The 17,566-nt window shown below is 71.0% G+C and carries 12 protein-coding genes; 8 read left to right on the forward strand and 4 right to left on the reverse strand.

The window, feature by feature from the left end:
• Positions 1–27: 27 nt before the first annotated feature.
• Positions 28–810 carry an inositol monophosphatase family protein gene (locus OHQ87_RS05915; RefSeq protein ID WP_328345654.1) on the forward strand — a complete coding sequence of 261 codons (783 nt, stop codon included), beginning with the start codon at positions 28–30 and terminating at the stop codon, positions 808–810.
• Positions 811–855: 45 nt separating this feature from the next.
• Here the strand turns inward: OHQ87_RS05915 and OHQ87_RS05920 are convergent, their stop codons facing one another.
• Positions 856–3,468 (reverse strand): CHAT domain-containing protein, encoded by a 2,613-nt coding sequence (locus tag OHQ87_RS05920; RefSeq protein WP_328345656.1) that lies wholly within the window; start codon positions 3,466–3,468, stop codon positions 856–858.
• Positions 3,469–3,655: 187 nt separating this feature from the next.
• Between OHQ87_RS05920 and OHQ87_RS05925 the strand changes: the two genes are divergently transcribed.
• Genes OHQ87_RS05925 through OHQ87_RS05935 form a run of 3 tightly spaced genes read left to right on the forward strand, consistent with a single transcriptional unit; the run spans position 3,656 to position 6,075 of the window.
• Complete coding sequence (locus OHQ87_RS05925) at positions 3,656–4,966, forward strand: S8/S53 family peptidase (RefSeq protein WP_328345658.1); 1,311 nt, start codon at positions 3,656–3,658, stop codon at positions 4,964–4,966.
• Between the two features lie 28 nt (positions 4,967–4,994).
• Complete coding sequence (locus OHQ87_RS05930) at positions 4,995–5,636, forward strand: RNA polymerase sigma factor (RefSeq protein ID WP_328345659.1); 642 nt, start codon at positions 4,995–4,997, stop codon at positions 5,634–5,636.
• A complete protein-coding gene (locus OHQ87_RS05935; protein WP_328345661.1) occupies positions 5,611–6,075 on the forward strand; it encodes a hypothetical protein in 465 nt (154 codons plus the stop codon). The genes OHQ87_RS05930 and OHQ87_RS05935 overlap by 26 nt, the downstream gene beginning before the upstream one ends.
• 131 nt (positions 6,076–6,206) lie before the next feature.
• On the opposite strand, the gene OHQ87_RS05940 is transcribed toward OHQ87_RS05935, so the two are convergent.
• Positions 6,207–7,235 (reverse strand): hypothetical protein, encoded by a 1,029-nt coding sequence (locus OHQ87_RS05940; RefSeq protein ID WP_328345663.1) that lies wholly within the window; start codon positions 7,233–7,235, stop codon positions 6,207–6,209.
• Positions 7,236–7,470: 235 nt separating this feature from the next.
• On the opposite strand from OHQ87_RS05940, the gene OHQ87_RS05945 reads away from it, so the two are divergent.
• Positions 7,471–8,037 carry a kinase gene (locus tag OHQ87_RS05945; RefSeq protein ID WP_328345665.1) on the forward strand — a complete coding sequence of 189 codons (567 nt, stop codon included), beginning with the start codon at positions 7,471–7,473 and terminating at the stop codon, positions 8,035–8,037.
• A 108-nt stretch (positions 8,038–8,145) separates the two neighbouring features.
• On the opposite strand, the gene OHQ87_RS05950 is transcribed toward OHQ87_RS05945, so the two are convergent.
• Both OHQ87_RS05950 and OHQ87_RS05955 read right to left on the reverse strand, forming a co-directional pair.
• Positions 8,146–9,942: a helicase-associated domain-containing protein gene (locus tag OHQ87_RS05950; RefSeq protein WP_328345667.1), complete on the reverse strand. Its 1,797-nt coding sequence runs from the start codon at positions 9,940–9,942 to the stop codon at positions 8,146–8,148.
• Positions 9,943–10,233: 291 nt separating this feature from the next.
• Positions 10,234–12,573, reverse strand: a complete 2,340-nt coding sequence (locus OHQ87_RS05955; protein ID WP_328345669.1) for a HelD family protein — start codon at positions 12,571–12,573, stop codon at positions 10,234–10,236.
• Positions 12,574–12,938: 365 nt separating this feature from the next.
• Here OHQ87_RS05955 and OHQ87_RS05960 point away from each other — a divergent pair, with 365 nt between their 5' ends.
• Genes OHQ87_RS05960 through OHQ87_RS05970 form a run of 3 tightly spaced genes read left to right on the forward strand, consistent with a single transcriptional unit; the run spans position 12,939 to position 17,399 of the window.
• Positions 12,939–14,522, forward strand: coding sequence for a class I adenylate-forming enzyme family protein (locus OHQ87_RS05960; protein WP_328345671.1), 1,584 nt, complete (start codon positions 12,939–12,941; stop codon positions 14,520–14,522).
• A 55-nt stretch (positions 14,523–14,577) separates the two neighbouring features.
• Positions 14,578–15,864, forward strand: coding sequence for a 5-aminolevulinate synthase (hemA, locus tag OHQ87_RS05965; RefSeq protein ID WP_328345672.1), 1,287 nt, complete (start codon positions 14,578–14,580; stop codon positions 15,862–15,864).
• Positions 15,864–17,399: a long-chain-fatty-acid--CoA ligase gene (locus OHQ87_RS05970; RefSeq protein WP_328345674.1), complete on the forward strand. Its 1,536-nt coding sequence runs from the start codon at positions 15,864–15,866 to the stop codon at positions 17,397–17,399. Before hemA ends, OHQ87_RS05970 begins: the two co-directional genes overlap by 1 nt.
• Positions 17,400–17,566 lie beyond the last annotated feature (167 nt).

The raw sequence follows: 17,566 nt of genomic DNA on the forward strand, positions 1-17,566 counted from the left end.
TCCTGCGGACGACCCGAGGAGGGCGCGATGGCCACCGGCGCCGAGCTGGACGACTGCCGGCGGGTCGCCGAGAAGGCGGCGCGTCTCGGCGGCCGGGAGCTGCTGCTGCGCTTCGGCGACCCCGGCCGCATCGACTACAAGACCGCCTCCACCGACCTGGTCAGCGAGGCGGACCGGGCCAGCGAGGCGCGCATCGTCGCGCTGCTGCGCGCCCGCCGGCCCGGCGACGGCATCCTCGCCGAGGAAGGCAGTGACCACGTCGGCGGTTCCGGGTTGCGCTGGGTGCTCGATCCCCTCGACGGCACCGTCAACTACGTCGCCGGGATGCCGTTCTGGTGCGTCAGCGTGGCCTGCGAGGAGCAGACGCCGGACGGTTGGCGGCCCGTCGTCGGGGTGGTCCACGACCCGGTGCACGACGAGACGTTCTGCGGCGTCCGGGGCCGGGGCGCGTTCCTGAACGACGTGCCGCTGGCTCGGCCCGCCGGCGTCGCGCTCGGCGAGGTCGTCCTCGCCACCGGGTACGCCTACGACGTCGCCCACCGCCGGGTGCAGGCGACCGTGGTCACCGACCTGGCCGGCGACGTACGCGGGGTGCGGATGTTGGGCTCGACGGCGCTGGCCCTGGCCTGGATCGCGGCGGGCCGCTGCGACGCGTACGTCGAGGACCGTACGTTCCGCTGGGACTGGGCGGCCGGTCTGGTGATCGCCGTCGAGGCCGGTGCCGCGGTCGAGGTGAGCGGCAGCCGGGTGCTCGCCGCCCCGCCGGAGCTGATCGACGGCCTGCGTCCTCGGGTCGCGGCGCTGGGTTGACCACTGCCGCCCAGACGGTCGGCCTGCGGCGTGAACGGTGCGGCGTCAACCGGCACCGAGACAGACGAACGCCGCCGCGGTGGCCCGGGCGGTGCTGTCACCGGAGGTGACGAAGGCCTGCTGGGCATCGGCGAGGGCCTGCGCCGGGCGGACCCCGGCCCGCATCCGTCGGTGCAGATCCAGCATGAGCGCGGTGGTGGGGTCGGCCGGCACCGGCAGCACGGTGGCGATCAGGCACCGTGCGCCGAGGGCGAGCAGCACGGCGGCGAAGCCCATGACCTCGTCGCCGGGACGCACCCCGGTCAGCCCCGAGTCGCACGCGGAGAGCACCACGCAGCCGGGCGGACGGGGGACCCGCTCCCACTCGTACGCGAACAGTGGTCCGTCGGCCAGTTCCAGGGTGGAGAACTGCGGGTTGTCGGCGCGGAAGGTGCCGTGGGCGGCGATGTGGACCAGGCCGGCCCCGTCCAGCGCCGCGGTCAACGCGTCGGCGGTGGCGTCGGCACCGGTGAGCAGGGTGGCCCCGGGCAGCACCTGCGCGAGTCGGCGTACCTCGGTCCGGCCGGCGGGCAGGCGCGGCCCGCAGGCCAGGACCGAGGGCCCGGCCGACGGCGGCTGGCCGTCCGCCCTGAGCCAGGCGGTGGCCGACGGGGCCACCGTCACGGGACGTCCGGCGCAGGTCGGCAACCCCGACCACGGTACGGCGTGCAGGGCCCCGACCGGCACGACCACCAGGGGGCGGTCGCCGAGGTGCCGCCGCAACGGATCGAAGAGCTGGTGGTCGAGGGTGGCCGCGGCGTGGCTGGCCCCGGCCCGCGCGGTGGTCGTGTCGCCGGTGGTGACCAGTCGGCGCAGGGCGAACCGGTGCCAGCGGGCCAGGTGCACCGCCTCGGCGAGCGGGCCGAGGTCGTGCAGGCTGGCCCGGCCGTCGCGGACCAGCACCGCCCGGAGCCGGTCGTCGTGGGCGACCAGCTCGACCAGCACGCGGGAGCCGAGCCGCCCGGCGAGCATGCCCACGCCGGGCGGAGCCATCACGCCGCTCCCCCCGGGCACCCGCCGGGCCAGGTCCTGGATGCGCCGTTCCAGCCGGGCCTGCCGGCTGCGCAGGGCGTGGGCCGGTCGGCCGGCCAGCACCGCGTCCTCCAGCAGGCTACTGACGAGCCTGAGCTCGGTGAGCGCCGCGAACAGGTCCGGGTCGTCAGGGGGCAGCGCCGGCCGCATCCGTAGGGTGTTGGCCCGCCACCGTTCGGCCCAGGCCAGGGTCCGGGCCGGGGAGCCGGCGCGCACCGCCATGTCGAGGCCCTCGGCGGCAAGTTCCTGTCCGTACGTTCCGCTGTGGGCGCGTAGCTCGGTGGCGCCGAGCGACGTGCGGTGCTTGTCGAGTACGGCCAGTCCCCGGCGCAGTGCGCGGGCCGCGCCGGGGTCGTCCCCGGTGAGCCGACGCGACCGGCCCAGGGCGTACCAGCCCTGGGCGCGGCGGGGGGCGGTGCCCCGACGGCGGGCCTGGGCGGCCACGTCGAGCAGGGCCACGGCCCGGTCGACGCGACCCGATGCGGCGGCCAGCAGGCCGGCGTCGATGCGGGTGGTCAGCGCCGGGCCCGGCCAGCCGGTGGCGTCGAGTTGGTCGGCCGTCCGCACCATCGCGGTGAGCAGGGCAGCCGTTCGGGTGCCCCGGCGGAACTCCGCGCGCAGTTCGACGTGCCGGGCGAAGGCGGCCCAGGTGCGGCGGCCCTGACGCCGGAAGCCGCCCCGGGCCTGGGCGGCAGCCGTGGTGGCGGTGTCCAGGTCGTCGGCCAGCAGCGCGGCCCGCGCCTGGGCGAGCTGTGCCTCGGCGAGGTCCGAGGCCATCGCCCTGCGGTGCAGCTCCCGTACGGCGGCGGCGGCGACCTCGACGGCCTCGTCGAGCAGCGGCACCGACAGCAGCAGCTCGAACCGGTCCAGCAGCAGCGCCGGACGGGGAACGGCGAGCCGCCGGTACTCCTCGTCGACGTCGGCGAAGCAGCGCAGCGCCACGGCGATCTCGCCGCGTTGCCCGGCGGCGATGCCGCTGTTCCAGCGGGCGTCCGCCGCCGCGAGGTCGAGTCCGAGCCGGTGGAAGGCAGCCGCCGCCCGGGAGAGGTCGTCGTCGGTGCCGCCGGGGGCGCCCCGGTGCGCGTGGAGTAGTCCTCGGTTGTTGCGGGCGCGAGCCTCCAGCAGCGGGTCGCCCTCGCGTTGGGCTATGTCGATGGCGATGCCGTAGTCGCGCACCGCCTCGGCATAGCGTCCGCGGTAGTGCAGCACCACCCCCCGCTGCATCCGGGCGCGGCCGGCGTCGGCACCCGTGAGCTGGGGCAGCGCGGCGGTCACGGCCCGCAGCGCCGCAGCGGTACGACCGGCATTGGCCAGCACGTACCCGAGGCTCATCCGGGCCAGTGCCTGGGTACGGGGGGTGCCGGCGACCCGTACCGCCCGGCGGAGGTGGCGCAGTGCGCCGGCCAGGTCGTTGAGCTCGCGCAGGGCCAGGCCGATGGCCCGTTCGGCGGTGGAGCGCTCGTCGTCGTCGGCGGTCTGGCTGGCGAGCACCCGGTGGGCGATCGTGATCGCCTCGGGTGGGTATCGCTGGACGGCGTCGAGTGCCGCCTGGGCCGTCGTGGCACCGGGACCGGTGCTGTCGGGCATGCCCTAGAGAGTCCACTACGGCCAGCCGCGAGTCAATGTCGAGAATCCGTCGCGTGAATGTCGTCAATGGGTTCGGCCCGCTGGTTGTGCAATTGACAAAGGGCGATGGTTTGGAATAATTGGCGGTCGGGGAATTCGCGGCGTCCGCCATCGGTGGGCGCGCTTCTCTCATGAGCATGGAGGATCCGTGCCGCCGTCTGACCAACCTTCCGTGCCGGGTCCGGCCGGCCGGCTGTCCCGGCGGCGGATTCTCGCGCTGTCCGCGTTGGCGGCGGCGGCACCGTTCGGCGTCGCACCAGGCCCGGCTGCCGCTGCTGGCGATTCGGACGCCGCCGCCTACCAGAAGGCGTTCGAGGCGGCGCTGGCAGCCGACCAGAACGTGCGCCGGTACACCGCGCCGGGTCGGGAGATCCTCTACCGGCCCCGGCAACTGCTCGCCGCCGACGTCGACGTCCAACGGGTCGCCGCCTGGTTGCGTGCCCACGACTATCCCGTGACCGTCGGCGCCGGCTTCGCCGGTGTCACCCGGCTGTCGTTCGATCGGGAAACCGACATCCCCGGTGTCGTGACGAAACTACGCGACCCCCGACAGTGGCCCGGTCAACCGGTGCCGGCGGTGCAGCCGCACCATGTGCTGATCGGCCTGGGCAACATCATGGGAAACCCGGGTACGCCACCCCGCTCGGCTGCGGCGCTGCCGCCGCCCGACCCGACCCGGCTCGGCGAGGGCACGGGGGTCACCGTCGGCATCTGCGACACCGGGATCTGGCGGCAGGCCGGCGGCTACCACCCGCAGTGGCTCGGCGGCGCATACCTGCCGCAGCTCGACGACGAGGACCCGCTCTACGTCCACACCGACGTGCTCGCCCCGCAGGGAGGGCACGGCACCTTCGTCGCCGGCGTGGTCCGGCAGGCTGCGCCGGGGGTACGCGTCGACCCGGAGCAGGCCCTGGATCCGACAGGTGTGGGGGACGAGGAGACGGTGGTGGCCGCCCTGAGCCGGCTCGCGCCGCAGGTCTCCGTGTTCAACCTCTCGCTGGGGGGATACACCCTCGACGACCAACCCTCGCTGCCCCTGGCCAACGCGCTGGCGGCGCTGCCGGCGACGAGCGCGGTGGTCGCGGCGGCAGGCAACGCCGGCACCAGTCGTCCGGTCTGGCCCGCCGCCCTGGACCGGGTGCTGGCGGTCGCGGCGCTCAGCCAGACGGCCGGCGGTCTGGTGCCGGCCGTCGACAGCTGCTTCGGGCCCTGGGTGGACGCCTGCGCCCTCGGTGAACGCCACAGCACCTACGTCGAGGGGCAGTTACCGCTGCCCGGCCGGCCGGTACGGCAGTTCCACGGGTTCGCCGTCTGGGCCGGCACCTCGTTCGCCACCGCACACGTCTCCGGACGTCTCGCCGCCCTGATGACCGCCGGGGGCCTCAGCGCGGACGCGGCGCGCACGACCCTGCTCGCCGCGGCGAGCTGGCATCCCGACTACGGGGTGTTCGTCGGATGAGCGGCACCGACGACCGGGCGGTGGCCCGGTGACCGGTCCGAGCGTGACCAGCCTGCTGTCCGCCGCCGCCGGCGGGGACGAGTCGGCCTGGGCCGAGCTGGTGCGCCGGTACACCCCGCTCGTGTACTCGGTCATCCGGGCGTACGACCTCAGTCGGGCCGATGCGGCCGATGTCAACCAGACCGTCTGGCTCCGCCTGGTGGAGCAGCTCGGCCGGGTACGCGAACCCGAGGCGCTGCCGGGCTGGCTGGCCACCACGACCCGGCGCGAGTGCTACCGGTTGTCCCGCCTCAGCCGCCGGGCCCGGCCCGTCGACCCGTACGACGATTCACTCGAGACCTGGCACGGGTTCTCCCGGGAGTTGGCCGCGATGGCCCCAGCCCCGGACGACGAGTTGCTGCGCGCGGAGCGACGGCAGGCGTTGCGCGAGGGCTTCGTACAGCTTCCACCACGCTGTCAGGCGTTGTTGGCGCTGCTGACGGCCGACCCGCCGATGAGCTATCGGGAGGTCGCCGAGCGGTTGGGGATTCCGGTCGGCAGCATCGGACCCACCCAGGCCCGTTGCCTGCGTAGGCTGCGGGAATGCCCGGCGATCGTCGGGTTCGTCGGAGCATCCGCCATCGGTACGAACGGGGGTGAGTCGGATGGAGCGGTGGCCGCCGGTCGATGACGAGGCACTGACGACGGAGTTGGGCGCGGCGTTGTGGGACACCGGGCCGGTCTCGGAGGCCTACCTGAGCGCGGCGCTGGCGGCGTTCACCTGGCGTACCGCGGACGCGGAACTGGCCGTCGCCGAGCTGACGTTCGACTCGGCGGTCGACGCCGAGCTGGTCGGGATGACCCGGTCTGCCGCGTCCGCGCGGACGCTCTCCTTCCGCAACGGGTCGGTGGTGGTGGAGATCGAGGTCAGTGACGCCGGGATCGTCGGGCAGCTCTTCCCGTCCGGCGGTGGACGGGTGAGTGCCCGGACGGCCTCCGGCACGTACGACGAGGTGCCGGTGGACGCGGTGGGGTTCTTCTCGTTGGGCGTCCCACCGTCGGGTCCGGTCCAGTTGTGCGCACGCACCGTCGGGTATGCGGTCTCCACCGCCTGGGTCTGTCTGCGCTGACCGCAGATCCGCTCCCGCCGGCAGTGGTGCGGCAGGCGATGCGCACCCGGTCTCCGGCCTCGGCCGGACCGACGAAGGTGGGGTGCGGGCCGGCTGGCCCGCACCCCACCCGGAGGCGGCGGTGACCCGCGCTACCCCCGCTGCTCGCCCGCCAGCAGGTATTGCACCCCACCGAGGTCGGCGCGCTCAGTGCCGTCGGCGTCCGGCCCGAACTGGGTCACGTTGAGCGCGGTCTCCTTGGCGAGGGCGGTCTCGGCCGAGAAGGCCAGCGAGAACTCGAGGCGCTCGCCGGGCTTCAGCATCAACCCGCTGATGCTGGCCTTCGCCGGTTCCACGATCTCCAACTCGGTCTTGCCGACCTGGCGGACGCCCGTACCGATCTTGCCGGCGGCCTGCCAGCGCTCGAACAGCGTCGCGCCGAGGTCGACGAAGACCCGGGCTCCCCGGGCCTGCTCTCCCGGCTGGGTGAAGACCAGGTCGTTCCTGGTCTCCACGGTGGTCACGTTGCCGATGGCGAATGGCCGGACGACCCGCGGCCCGCCCGCGGTGAGCCGGACCGAGTCGACGTTGCGCCAGGCGATGTTGTTGTTGTGCAGGGTGTTGACGCTGTTGCTCGGGCCCTCGAAGGTCATCGGGTCGGTGGGCGACACCCAGCGCGCCAACAGGCAGAAGTGCCCCGGTCCGGGCACCCCGGTCCACGGGATCGTCACCGTGGTGACACCCGGGTAGACGGTCACGCTGGCCGCGCCGATCTGGGTCCAGTGCGTCGGCCAGGTGGCGCCGCCGCCCGGGGTCGTCCGGTAGACCCGCAGCACTCCGTTGTCGATGCCCGAGCCGTACGGGCCGTTGTTGCGCAACTTCAGGAAGAGGTAGTTGGTGACACCGACGATCGGGTTCTGGCTGACGGCACACTCCACGGCGGTCGGGCAGACCTTGATGTCGGGGCTGGCCCACAGCGGGCTGTACGAGTGTGGTTGGACGCCGGTGTCGGCGGTGACGTCCTTGAGGTAGACGTCGGTGCGGGCCGCCGCGGCGGCCCTCTTCTGCGGTGCCTCGCCGGGTGCCGCGGCGGCTGCGGTGACCGCCAGCAGGCCGGCCAGCGCCGCGCCCGTGAGCACGGCCAACGTCGAGCGGCGGACCCGTTTCCCTACCTTGCCCATGACAGGTTTCTCCCATCGACGGGGGACGCCGAGCCCGGAGTGTTTCCATGCCGTGTCGGCGCGATGACATATGGAAGAGTCGTGGCTGCGCCGGGAAATACCGTCGCCGGCCACGCCGCCAGATGGCGCCAGGACCGGCAAAAGAGACAGTCATCGATGCTGCTGACGAAGCCGACGGCCACCGCGACACCGGTGCCGTAGCCGCAGGTGACCACCGGCCCGGAGGAGCGCCGCGATGAACGATGTGATCCCTACCGGCAGCCCCGGGACGATTCTGGTCTGTATCAGGGGGAACTCCGGTGCAGGCAAGAGCAGCATCGCCCGGCAGTTGCGGCTGCGGCATGGTCGTGGCTGTGCCCTGGTCGAGCAGGACTACCTACGCCGGATTCTGCTGCGGGAACGGGACCGGCCCGGTGGGCTCGCACCCGCCCTGATCGAGCAGACGGTCCGGATGGCCCTCGACCACGGCTACCACGTGATCCTCGAGGGGATCATGCACGCCGCCCGCTACCGTCGGATGCTCACCTCCCTACGCGACGGCCACCGCGGCCGTACGCTGTTCGTCTATCTCGACGTGTCCCTGTCGGAAACCCTGCGTCGGCACGAGCTGCGCCCGCAGGCCACGGAGTTCACGGCGGACAACATGCGTGACTGGTACGCCCCGCGCGACGTCGTCGGGTACGACGACGAGGTCGTCCTGCCCGAGGTGACCTCGATGGAGGAGGCCGTCCTCCGGATCGCCATCACCGCCGGGCTGCCCCTGACCGGACGTGACGCCGACGTTCCCCCCGCCACGCCCTGACGGCAGACCGCCGACCGACGACGTCGGGTTCGGGCCCGGCCGCGATACCCGTGTACGGCGCGGAGGACTGCCCCGGCCTCGGCCGAGGTCGGTGGGCTCTCCCGCGCGTCACGCGCGGTGACGGCGGGTCTTCTCGATGACGTCCCGGCCGTCGACGTGCTGCTGGCGGGGCGCGTAGCCGGCCTTGCGGAGAGCGGCTGTCGTGTCGGCCGTGGTGGCCTGGCTGGCCAGCACGGTCGGGGCGAGCAGACGCAGGTGGAGCGGGCCCAGCCGCTTGTCGGCACAGATCTGCGCCAGCAGCACGGTGTCGTCGCTGACCAGGGTGCTGACCACTGGCGAGACGCGTACCGACCCGTGTTGGCGGGCGACGTCGGCGAGCAGATAGGCAAGTGGTTGCGGCAGCCCGCCTTCGGCGATCTTCGTCAGGGCCTTCGTCAGGCGCTGCCTGGTCCAGCCGGCGTCGTACGCGCCGCGTACCGTAGCCGGGTTGAAGCGCCAGGTCGTGGCGGTGCCGCGGGACTCGACGACGGCGGTGGCACCGAGGAGCTCTGCCAGCTCTGGGCTTGGTGTTCCGGCCACGACCGCGGTCAGGTCCGCCTGCAACCGGGCGGTAGGGGTGACCTCGCCCAGGTCGCCGACGGCCTCGACGACGTCCGCGTCGGCGAGCAGCGCCTGGCCGGCGGGGCTGACAGCGCCCGCGCCGAGGACTCCCAGGGTGGTGGCCTCGTCCAGCAGGCCGCGTACGGTGGTGGCGCTTCCGAAAGTCAACGGCTGGCGCCACCAGGTCCACTGAGCCGCCTGATCGAGGTTCGTCGTCGCCCGGTGGCCCAATGCCCGCAGCGCGGCCAGCCGCGCGTGCGCCGACCAGGCCTCGTCGTATTCCGGCATCCATGGCCCGGTCTGCGACGACGGCAGGTAGTCCAGGTCGCGCCATGCCGTGAGGAGCACCGCGAGCCGGCGGTCCAGACCACGGGTGAGCCAGCGGTCGTACCCGGCCGTCGGGATCACGCGTGTGCCGAGTTCGGCCAGCCCGGCCTCCGTGGCGACGGCCAGCAGCAGTCGTACCGTCGGTGTCGTCACACCGAGCGCCTTCGCCGTCCGGTTCAGCTCCCGCACGCCGACGCCACCGGCCTTGACCGTGGCCAGCGGTTCGCGTCCCGCCCCGTCCAGCAGCGCCGCCAACAATCCGACCACGGCGATGCCCTGTGCCTGGGCGTCGCGGCGTACGGTCACCGGTTCCGGGGTGTGCCAGGCGACAGGCGGTTCCTGCGGCTGGAACGGCGCCCGGTAGTCCACGCCTCGCAGCGCGAGCGCGACCTGACCCGCCAGCTGGTAGTCCTCCCAGGTGACGCGGTAGACCAACCCGTGCTCCTCGGCCCAGTCCAGCGGATGCACCTGCCGGTAGCGGGGTTGGTACCGAATGCGGTGGGCAATGCCGCTGCCGCCGTAGCGGCGGATCCGCCCGCCCTCACGGTCGGCCTCCTGCACCAGCGACCGGGTCGCGGCCGGCATCCGCTTGACCAGAGCGTGCACGTTGTCCGGGTGGAGGAAGAACTCCGCCAGCGCCTCCAGCAGGTCCGCCTTGCGGCCCTTCGTGGGCAACCCCAGGTTGCCCGTGATCACCTTCAGGTCCTCGACGTTCAGCACCGCGGCGAGCTGACCTGCGGCGGGGCCGACACCCAGCGGACGGTCGAAGACCTCTCGCAGGATGCCGCTCACCGCGAACCGGCTCCGCAGCCGCCCGAGCAGCCCCGCATCGGTGGCACGCTGCAGATAGGGCGTCGCGTCGGCACCGACCAACGCCGACACCTCCGCCTCGGTGACCGCGCCGCCCAGCGCCGACGCCGCCTCCAACACCTGGAGACTCGGCAGGTCGAGGCCAGCAAGCTGGTCATACGGACTCACGACGACGCTCCCGGGACACGGCGACAGCCTGAATTCAACCGCACGAACCGGGCTCGTACGATGCGACCCGCCGGTCGACCAACCCACGGGGAGCCCGGACCGCCCGGAGAGCACCCGGCCGGACACCGACTCGGCGACGCTGCCGAACAGCAACAGGGCAGCACCGTTGACCAGCACCCGGTACCAGCCTTCCGGGTTGACGAGGAGCGGGCTCAGCAGCCGCCACCACTCGCCGTCGTACACGGCCCGGTCGCGGACCATCGCTGTCGGCACGTGGGAAGGCGGCGGTTGCTACGCGAGAACCAACTGCCCGAGTTCCTGGGTGCACCGGGTGAGCGCGACGTAGAGGCCGTTCCAACCGCGGGGTTCAGCGGCGATGCCCTGGGGATCGACGAGGAGCGCCGCATCCCATTCCAGCCCCTTGGACTGGGCTGCGGTGAGCACCGGCACATCGGTCAGCAGGGCGAGGAGTCCGGCGACGCGGTCGGCGGGGGCGATCACCCCGACCGTACCGCCGTGCCACCGTTCCTGCAGCTGTCGTACGGCTCGGGTGGCGGCTCCGGCGAGCTCCTCGGACGTGACCGTCAGCTCCCAGGGGGCGATGCCGGACGAGCGTACCGCCCGGGGCGGCACGCTGTGGCTACCGGCTCGCCTCAGGACGGGTTCGGTGAGCTCCATGACCTCACGCGGGGTTCGGTAGCAGATGGTCAGTTCCGCAGCGGTCCAGCGTTCTCCCAGAGCTGCGCGCACCGCCTGGGCCCAACTGGTGTGCCGGTGCGCTGCCTCCGCCTGGTCGATGTCGCCGACCGCCGTGATGGAGCGGCTGGGACACCGTCGGAGGACCATCTGCCACTGCATCTCGGACAGCTCCTGCGCCTCGTCGATGACGACGTGGCCGTACACCCAGCCGCGCTGGCGGCGCGCGTGGTCGGCGACGAACCCGCCGGGTGGTGGCGGGGCTTCCACCTCGCCGAGCAGGTCGGCGAGGGCGTCGAGGAGGGGGATGTCGCTCGATGCCCACGGTGCGGGCTCGGCCGCGACGGCGGTGATCTCCTCCGTGGACAACGCCGGAGCGAAGCGGGCCAGCAGCGTGCGGTCGGTCAGGAGGTCACCAAGCAGGGTCTCGGCATCGCGCGTGGGCCACCATGCTTCGACGAAGCGGGCGATTGTCGCGTTCTCCGCGATGTGGGACCGAAGCTCATCGATTTCTTCCTCGGAGAACAGTCCGTCGACGTCGCTGCCGGTGGACCCCCGGTCAGGACGGTGGTCATGCTGCATGCTCCGGTCGACACGGGCGAGGATGTCCTCGAAGCCCTCCTCCATCTCGTTCATCAGCGTCTCGCGCTGCTCGACGACGGCGTCGGCGAGGAGGTGGTGCAGCTGCTCGGCGAACGCCTGGCGGGCCCGGTGGTACGGGCGCCCCTGCACCGAGGTGAGTGCCTGGGCCACTGTCGTGGCGTCGATGACGTAGAACTCCCCCTCCCACCGCAGTTTCAGCTCGCGGGCCCGGGGGAGCAGCGACGTGACGTAGTCCTCGAGCGCGGGCTGCCACAGGGCACGGCCCTTGATCTCGGCGAGAAGCCGGCTCTCGTCGCGTCCCACCCGGATCTCGGGCAGCAGCGTGTCGCAGGTCGCCGAGACGACGGCGGTCTCACCGAGCGCCGGCAGCACCTGGGCGATGTACTCCAGGAACCGCGGGGAGGGGCCGAGGACCAGGACCGCCTGGTCCGCCATCTGTGGGTGGGTGAAGAGCAGATAGGCGACGCGGTGCAGGGCCACCACGGTCTTGCCGGTGCCGGGACCGCCCTGCACGATCAACGGGCCGGTCGCCTCCGCCCGGATGATGTCGTCCTGTTCGCGTTGCAGCGTGGAGATCGCCGTCGACATGCGACCGGTACGCCGCTGGTCCAGGGCGGCCAGCAGGGCGCCTTCGCCGACGAGTTCCGCCGTCATGGTCCCGTCCAGGGGCTCGTCGTCGACGCCGACGACGGCCGAGCCCTGCGTACGGATGTGCCGGCGTCGTGCCTGCCCCTGCGGATCGACAGCCGTCGCGGTGTAGAACGGCCGGGACGCGGGAGCGCGCCAGTCCAGCAGCAGCGGCTCGCTGTCCTCGTCGTCGTTGCGGAGACCGACCCGGCCCACGTGCCGCACGGTGCCGTCGAGACCGTCGAGGCGGCCGAAGACCAGCCCTTCCTGTGCCCGCTGTAGCTCCTCGTACTGCTGGCGGAGCATGCGCAGCCGCGCCCGTTCCAACGCGTCCAGGGCCTCTGCCGAAAGCTCGGTCTGTAGGTGGTCGACAAGCTTGTCGCGCCGGGCCAGGGCCAGGCCGAGAAACTCCTGTTCCTCGGCGACCGCGGACCGACGTGGGCCGTCCTCTGCGTTGGAGGTCGGCGCTTCGCTACTTGACATCACCTTGCTGATGCCGGCGGTGCCATTCTTCAGAGCAGATTTCCGGCCCATTCGCAGATCCTTGTATTGGTGCTCTTCCTCGGCCCGATCGGGTCCCAGGTGATCCGGTGGCAAGCATAGGGTCGGTGTCTCCCGACCGGGTGTAAACCCTACGGCCGGAGATGAAAATCTCAGTGCCTTGCAGTTCGCAGCCGCCTGTGGCCTCGCCTGGTCTTGATTCACCAATAGCCGCACTCGGTCTCATCCGCCCGTCGTCGGCGGGACCAGCACCGAGCCTTCTTCATGATGCGTCGCGGTCTGCTTCGACCGGGTGCTGCCGTGGCGGCCCTCGTCCGGGAGGGTGATCACGTTCGGGCCGGTCGGAGATCGCTGACGCGGTGGCGCGGGCCGCCGACCGGGACCTAGGAGGTCGACCCCTCCGGGTGACCGTACGGCGGGTGCACCGATCGGCTACCCGGATCGGGCGGCCATCCGACACCCCGTTGTAGCCAGTCGAACGATCTGGCGCCCACGTCGGGCGTGTGACAAGGATTGAGCGGTCCGATCGGACGGCATCGCTCACGTTGGCGAAATAAAAGGAAGGTCACATGAACCTGCCCGAGCATTGGTGGAGCGCTAGCCAAAGTTACGTTTCGGAGATCCTCTCACTGCTCGCTGCCGCGCCGGATCGTGAGGTCGCCTATTGGCGTGGCGAGGTGTTCTCTGGCGGTGACCTGATCCGGTCCGTGACTGAAACGTTTCTTGCGCTGCGCGACCGCGGAGTGGGCAAGGGGGACGTGGTGGCGATCCTGGTCGCACCGAACAGCCCCGAGATGCTCACCGCGCGGTACGCGACACAACTGCTCGGCGGTGCCGTGTGCTATCTGCGGACCACCAATCCCGGCACCAGGACGACGGTCCTTCCGCTGGATCACCAGATCCAGATCCTGCGCGAGACCGAAGCTGTGACCGTCTATGCCGATGCCGAGAGTGCGGAGCGTGCGGCAAAGCTCGCCGACGGTGGTGGTGTCCCGGTGACCCGTCTCGATCCTGGGGAACGCGACGAGGTCTCCCGGGTCGGGGTTGCCGACACCCCGGGTGCCGAGTCGTGGGAGCCGGACGCGCTGGCCTTCATCGGCTTCACGAGTGGCAGCACGGGGCGGCCCAAGGGCATCCGGTTGTCGGGCCGCGCGTGGGAAGCCACCTCGCGTGCCTGGATGCAGCTCGGTGGTGAAGCCGGCTGTGGCTCGATGTTGGCCTCCACCCCGCTGAGTCACGGCGTTGCCCCGCTGGTGGACGCCGTCCTCGCCATGGGCGGAGCCCTCCACCTCCAGGAGAGCTTCGACGCCGGGAGCTTCGTGCACACCGTCAGCACGGAGAAGGAGATCTCGTGGACGTTCATGGCGACGAACCACGTGTTCCAACTCATCGACCACCTGCTCGAGCGGGGAGTCCGCGACAGTGACGCCGTGGAGGCCGCGGGCCTGTCCACGTTGAAGCGGATCATCTACGGCGGCAGCCCCGCGGCACCCGCCAGAATTGCCCAGGCCTTCCGGCTCTTCGGCCCCGTCCTGGCGCAGGGCTACGCCACGACCGAGAGCGGTCGGATCACGACCCTGACACCTCCGGAGCACGGCGACCCGCAGCTCGCAGCCACCGTCGGGCGTCCCTTTCCCGAGGTGGACGTCGTCGTCTGCAACCCGGATTCGGGTGCGCAACTGACGGTCGGGGAGGTCGGTGAGGTCCGCGTCCGCTCACCGCAGATGATGGATGGTTACCACCGCGACCCGGAGTTGACTGCCCGGGTCCTCCGGGACGGCTGGTACTCCACCGGGGACATCGGCCGTCTCGACGAGCGAGGATATCTGACTCTCCTGGGTCGGGTGGCCGACGTCATCAAGGTCGGCGGCGTCAAGGTCCACCCGATCGTCCTCGAGGCGGAGATTCTCTCCCATCCGGGCGTCCGGCACGCCGCCGTCTACGGCGTGCGGGACGAGGATGGCAGCGAGCACATCCATGCCGCGATCGAATGCGATCCGGCCGAGGTGGTCGACGTGGAGACCATTCGCGCGGGAATTGCTGAGACGCTGTCCCCGATTCATGTGCCCGAGAAGTTCAATGTCCTGAGTGCGCTGCCGATGAACAGCAACGGCAAGCCCGACAAGGTGCTCCTGAGGGCGCAGTCCGTCTGACCTGGACCTCCGGGTTCGCATACCGATCGAACCGCTACGTCGAGAAGGCGAGTGAATGAACGTCCACCTGGCGTCATACCTGACCGGAAAAACTACTGACGATCTTGCTGGAAGCAAACGCGAGTTCCTCGAGATCGGCCGTCGTTCCGGCAATTACCCCATGGCCACCGCGCGGCGCGACGGGGTGGATTCGGAAGTAAGTGTATGGTGCAGCAACGACTATCTCGGAATGGGTCAGAACCGTCAGGTGATCACGGCCATGAAAGCCGCGATCGATAGCCATGGCGTAGGCTCCGGAGGCTCCCGGAACATCGGTGGGACAAACCACTACCACGTCCTTCTCGAAAATGAGCTGGCGGCCCTGCACGGCAAGGATGCCGCGCTCTTCTTCACCTCGGGATACACGGCCAACGAAGGATCCCTCTCCATCCTGGCGAGGATGCCGGAAGATACAGTCGTATTTTCCGATGCAAAGAACCATGCCTCCATCATCGACGGTCTCCGGCACAGCGGCGCGAAGAAGCACGTCTTCAGGCACAACGACGTCGCTCACCTGGAAGAACTGATCGCGGCGACCCCCGCTGACCGCCCGAAGTTCATCGTCGTGGAAACCGTCTATTCCATGTCGGGCAATGTGGCACCGCTGGCCGAGATCGCCGACATCGCCGACAGGTACGGTGCCACGACCTTCATCGACGAGGTCCACGCGGTCGGCATGTACGGCCCGCAGGGTGCCGGCATCGCCGCACGGGAGGGCATCGCCGACCGGTTCACAGTCGTGATGGGCACCTTGGCAAAGGGGTACGGAACGGTCGGCGGCTACATCGCGGGGCCGGCGGCCCTCGTGGACGCCGTGCGGACCTACTCGCGCTCGTTCGTCTTCACCACCTCGCTGCCGCCGGCGATCGCGGCCGGTGCGCTGGCGTCGGTTCAATACCTGCGGTCCTCGGACGTGGAGCGGAAGACCCTCTCGGAGAACGCCCGTCTTCTGCACAGCCTTCTGATCGCGGCCGACATCCCGTTCATCTCGACGGACTCCCACATCGTCTCGGCCTTCGTCGGTGACGACGCCACCTGCAAGCGGGCGTCCCAGCTGCTGTTCGAGCGGCACCGGGTCTATGTCCAGTCCATCAATGCCCCCAGCGTGCCGGCGGGCGAGGAGATCCTGCGGATCGCTCCGTCCGCCGTGCACGACCAGCACGACGTCGAGAACTTCGCCCAGGCCCTTCAGGAGGTCTGGAAGGAACTGGACATCCCGACCGCGAGCGCCCGGGACTGGTCGAGGTCAGGACTCTGCGGTGGCGGTGCCCGCACCGCCGTGACAGACGGACTGCTGCCGTAATGACCATGTCCGTCGCCGACGTGCTGGCCGACACGGCCACGCGGCTACCCGACCACGTCGCCGTCATCCACGGGTCGGAGCACCTCACCTACGGACGGCTGTGGGAACAGGCGCGTCGCCACGCCGCCGTGCTGCGGGCCAGCGGGGTGCGGCCGGGAGACCGGGTCGCGCTGCTCGTGGTCGACACCCCGCAGTTCCCCGTCGTGTACTTCGGCGTGTTGGCGACCGGCGCCGTGGTCGTCCCGCTGAACGTCATGGCGACCGCGTCGGAGATCGCACACGTACTGACCGACGCCGACGCCCGTTTCCTGGTGTGCGCCTCCTCGTTGCTCGCCCAGGCGAGAGAGGCGACGGGGCCGCTCGGCACGGTCCTTCTCACCGTCGGCCCCGGCCCCGCGGGCACTGTCGACCTGGAGAACGCGGCACAGGACACGGCGCCGATCGACGGTCCCGCCGTGCGGGAACCCGACGACGTCGCGGTCGTGTTCTACACCTCCGGCACGACGGGCGACCCGAAGGGCGTGATGCTCACCCACCGGAACATCCTGTACAACGTCGAGCGGATGGTCACCACCCCGTACGCGTTCCGCAGCGACGACGTACTGCTCGGGTGTCTGCCACTGGCGCACGGCTTCGGTCAGATCTGCGGCATGCTGACCGGCTTCCGGGCCGGTATATCCATCGTCATGATGCCGAGGTTCTCCGGCCGGGAGGCCCTGGCTCTGATGAGGAGACACCACTGCACGGTGTTCATGGGCGTGCCGACCATGTACGTCAAGCTGCTCGATGCGGTGGCCCAGGGAGAGCCCGTTCCCCGGCTCGACCGCGTCTACAGCGGGGGCTCGGCGCTTGCGGTCAAGACCCTCGACGACGTCCGACGCGTGTTCGGATGTCCGGTGTACGAGGGCTACGGGATGACCGAGACCTCCTGTAGCGTCGCCTACCACTATCCGGGCCTGACTTTCCGACCCGGAACCGTCGGTGTGCCGATCACCGGCATCACCGTCGGGGTAGCTCGGCCGAACACCGACCGGACCGATCTCCTGCCGGTCGGTGAGGTGGGCGAGATCGTGGTGCGCGCTCCCAGCGTGATGGCCGGATATCTCGGTCGTCCCGATGCCACCGCCGAGGTCCTGATCGACGGCTGGTTCCGCACCGGCGATCTCGGCAGGCTGGACGGCGACGGCTACCTCTCGATCGTGGGCCGTAAGAAGGACCTGATCCTGCGGGGCGGCTACAACGTCTATCCGCGCGAGATCGAGGAGGTCCTGGTCGGGCACCCGGCCGTGGCGCAGGTGGCGGTCATCGGTGTTCCGCACCCTGTGCTCGGTGAGGAGGTCTGGGCGATCGTCGTCCCGGCGCAGGACGTCGCCGCGCGAACGGGTGAAGAACTCGTCGAGTGGGGCAGACAGCGTCTCGCCGCATACAAGTACCCGCGTCGGGTCGAGTTCACCGACGCTCTCCCGACAGGGCCGAGCGGAAAGGTCCTCAAGCGGATCCTCGTCTCGACGTACGGGTCGACCGCCGGTGTGTAGCGGCAATCGACACGACCCGACTGTCCGACGGAACCGGAGTCGTCCTCCGGTGTCCTGAGGAACGAGTGGCTTCGCGGATGAGGCCGACCGACTCCGATCCGGCGCGGCGCGCGCCGTGGAAGGCGTCGGCATCCTGCGCCAGGCGGGATCAGATCGGCGAGACACGC

It is taken from the genome of Micromonospora sp. NBC_00421, from assembly GCF_036017915.1.
Lineage (GTDB): Bacteria > Actinomycetota > Actinomycetes > Mycobacteriales > Micromonosporaceae > Micromonospora.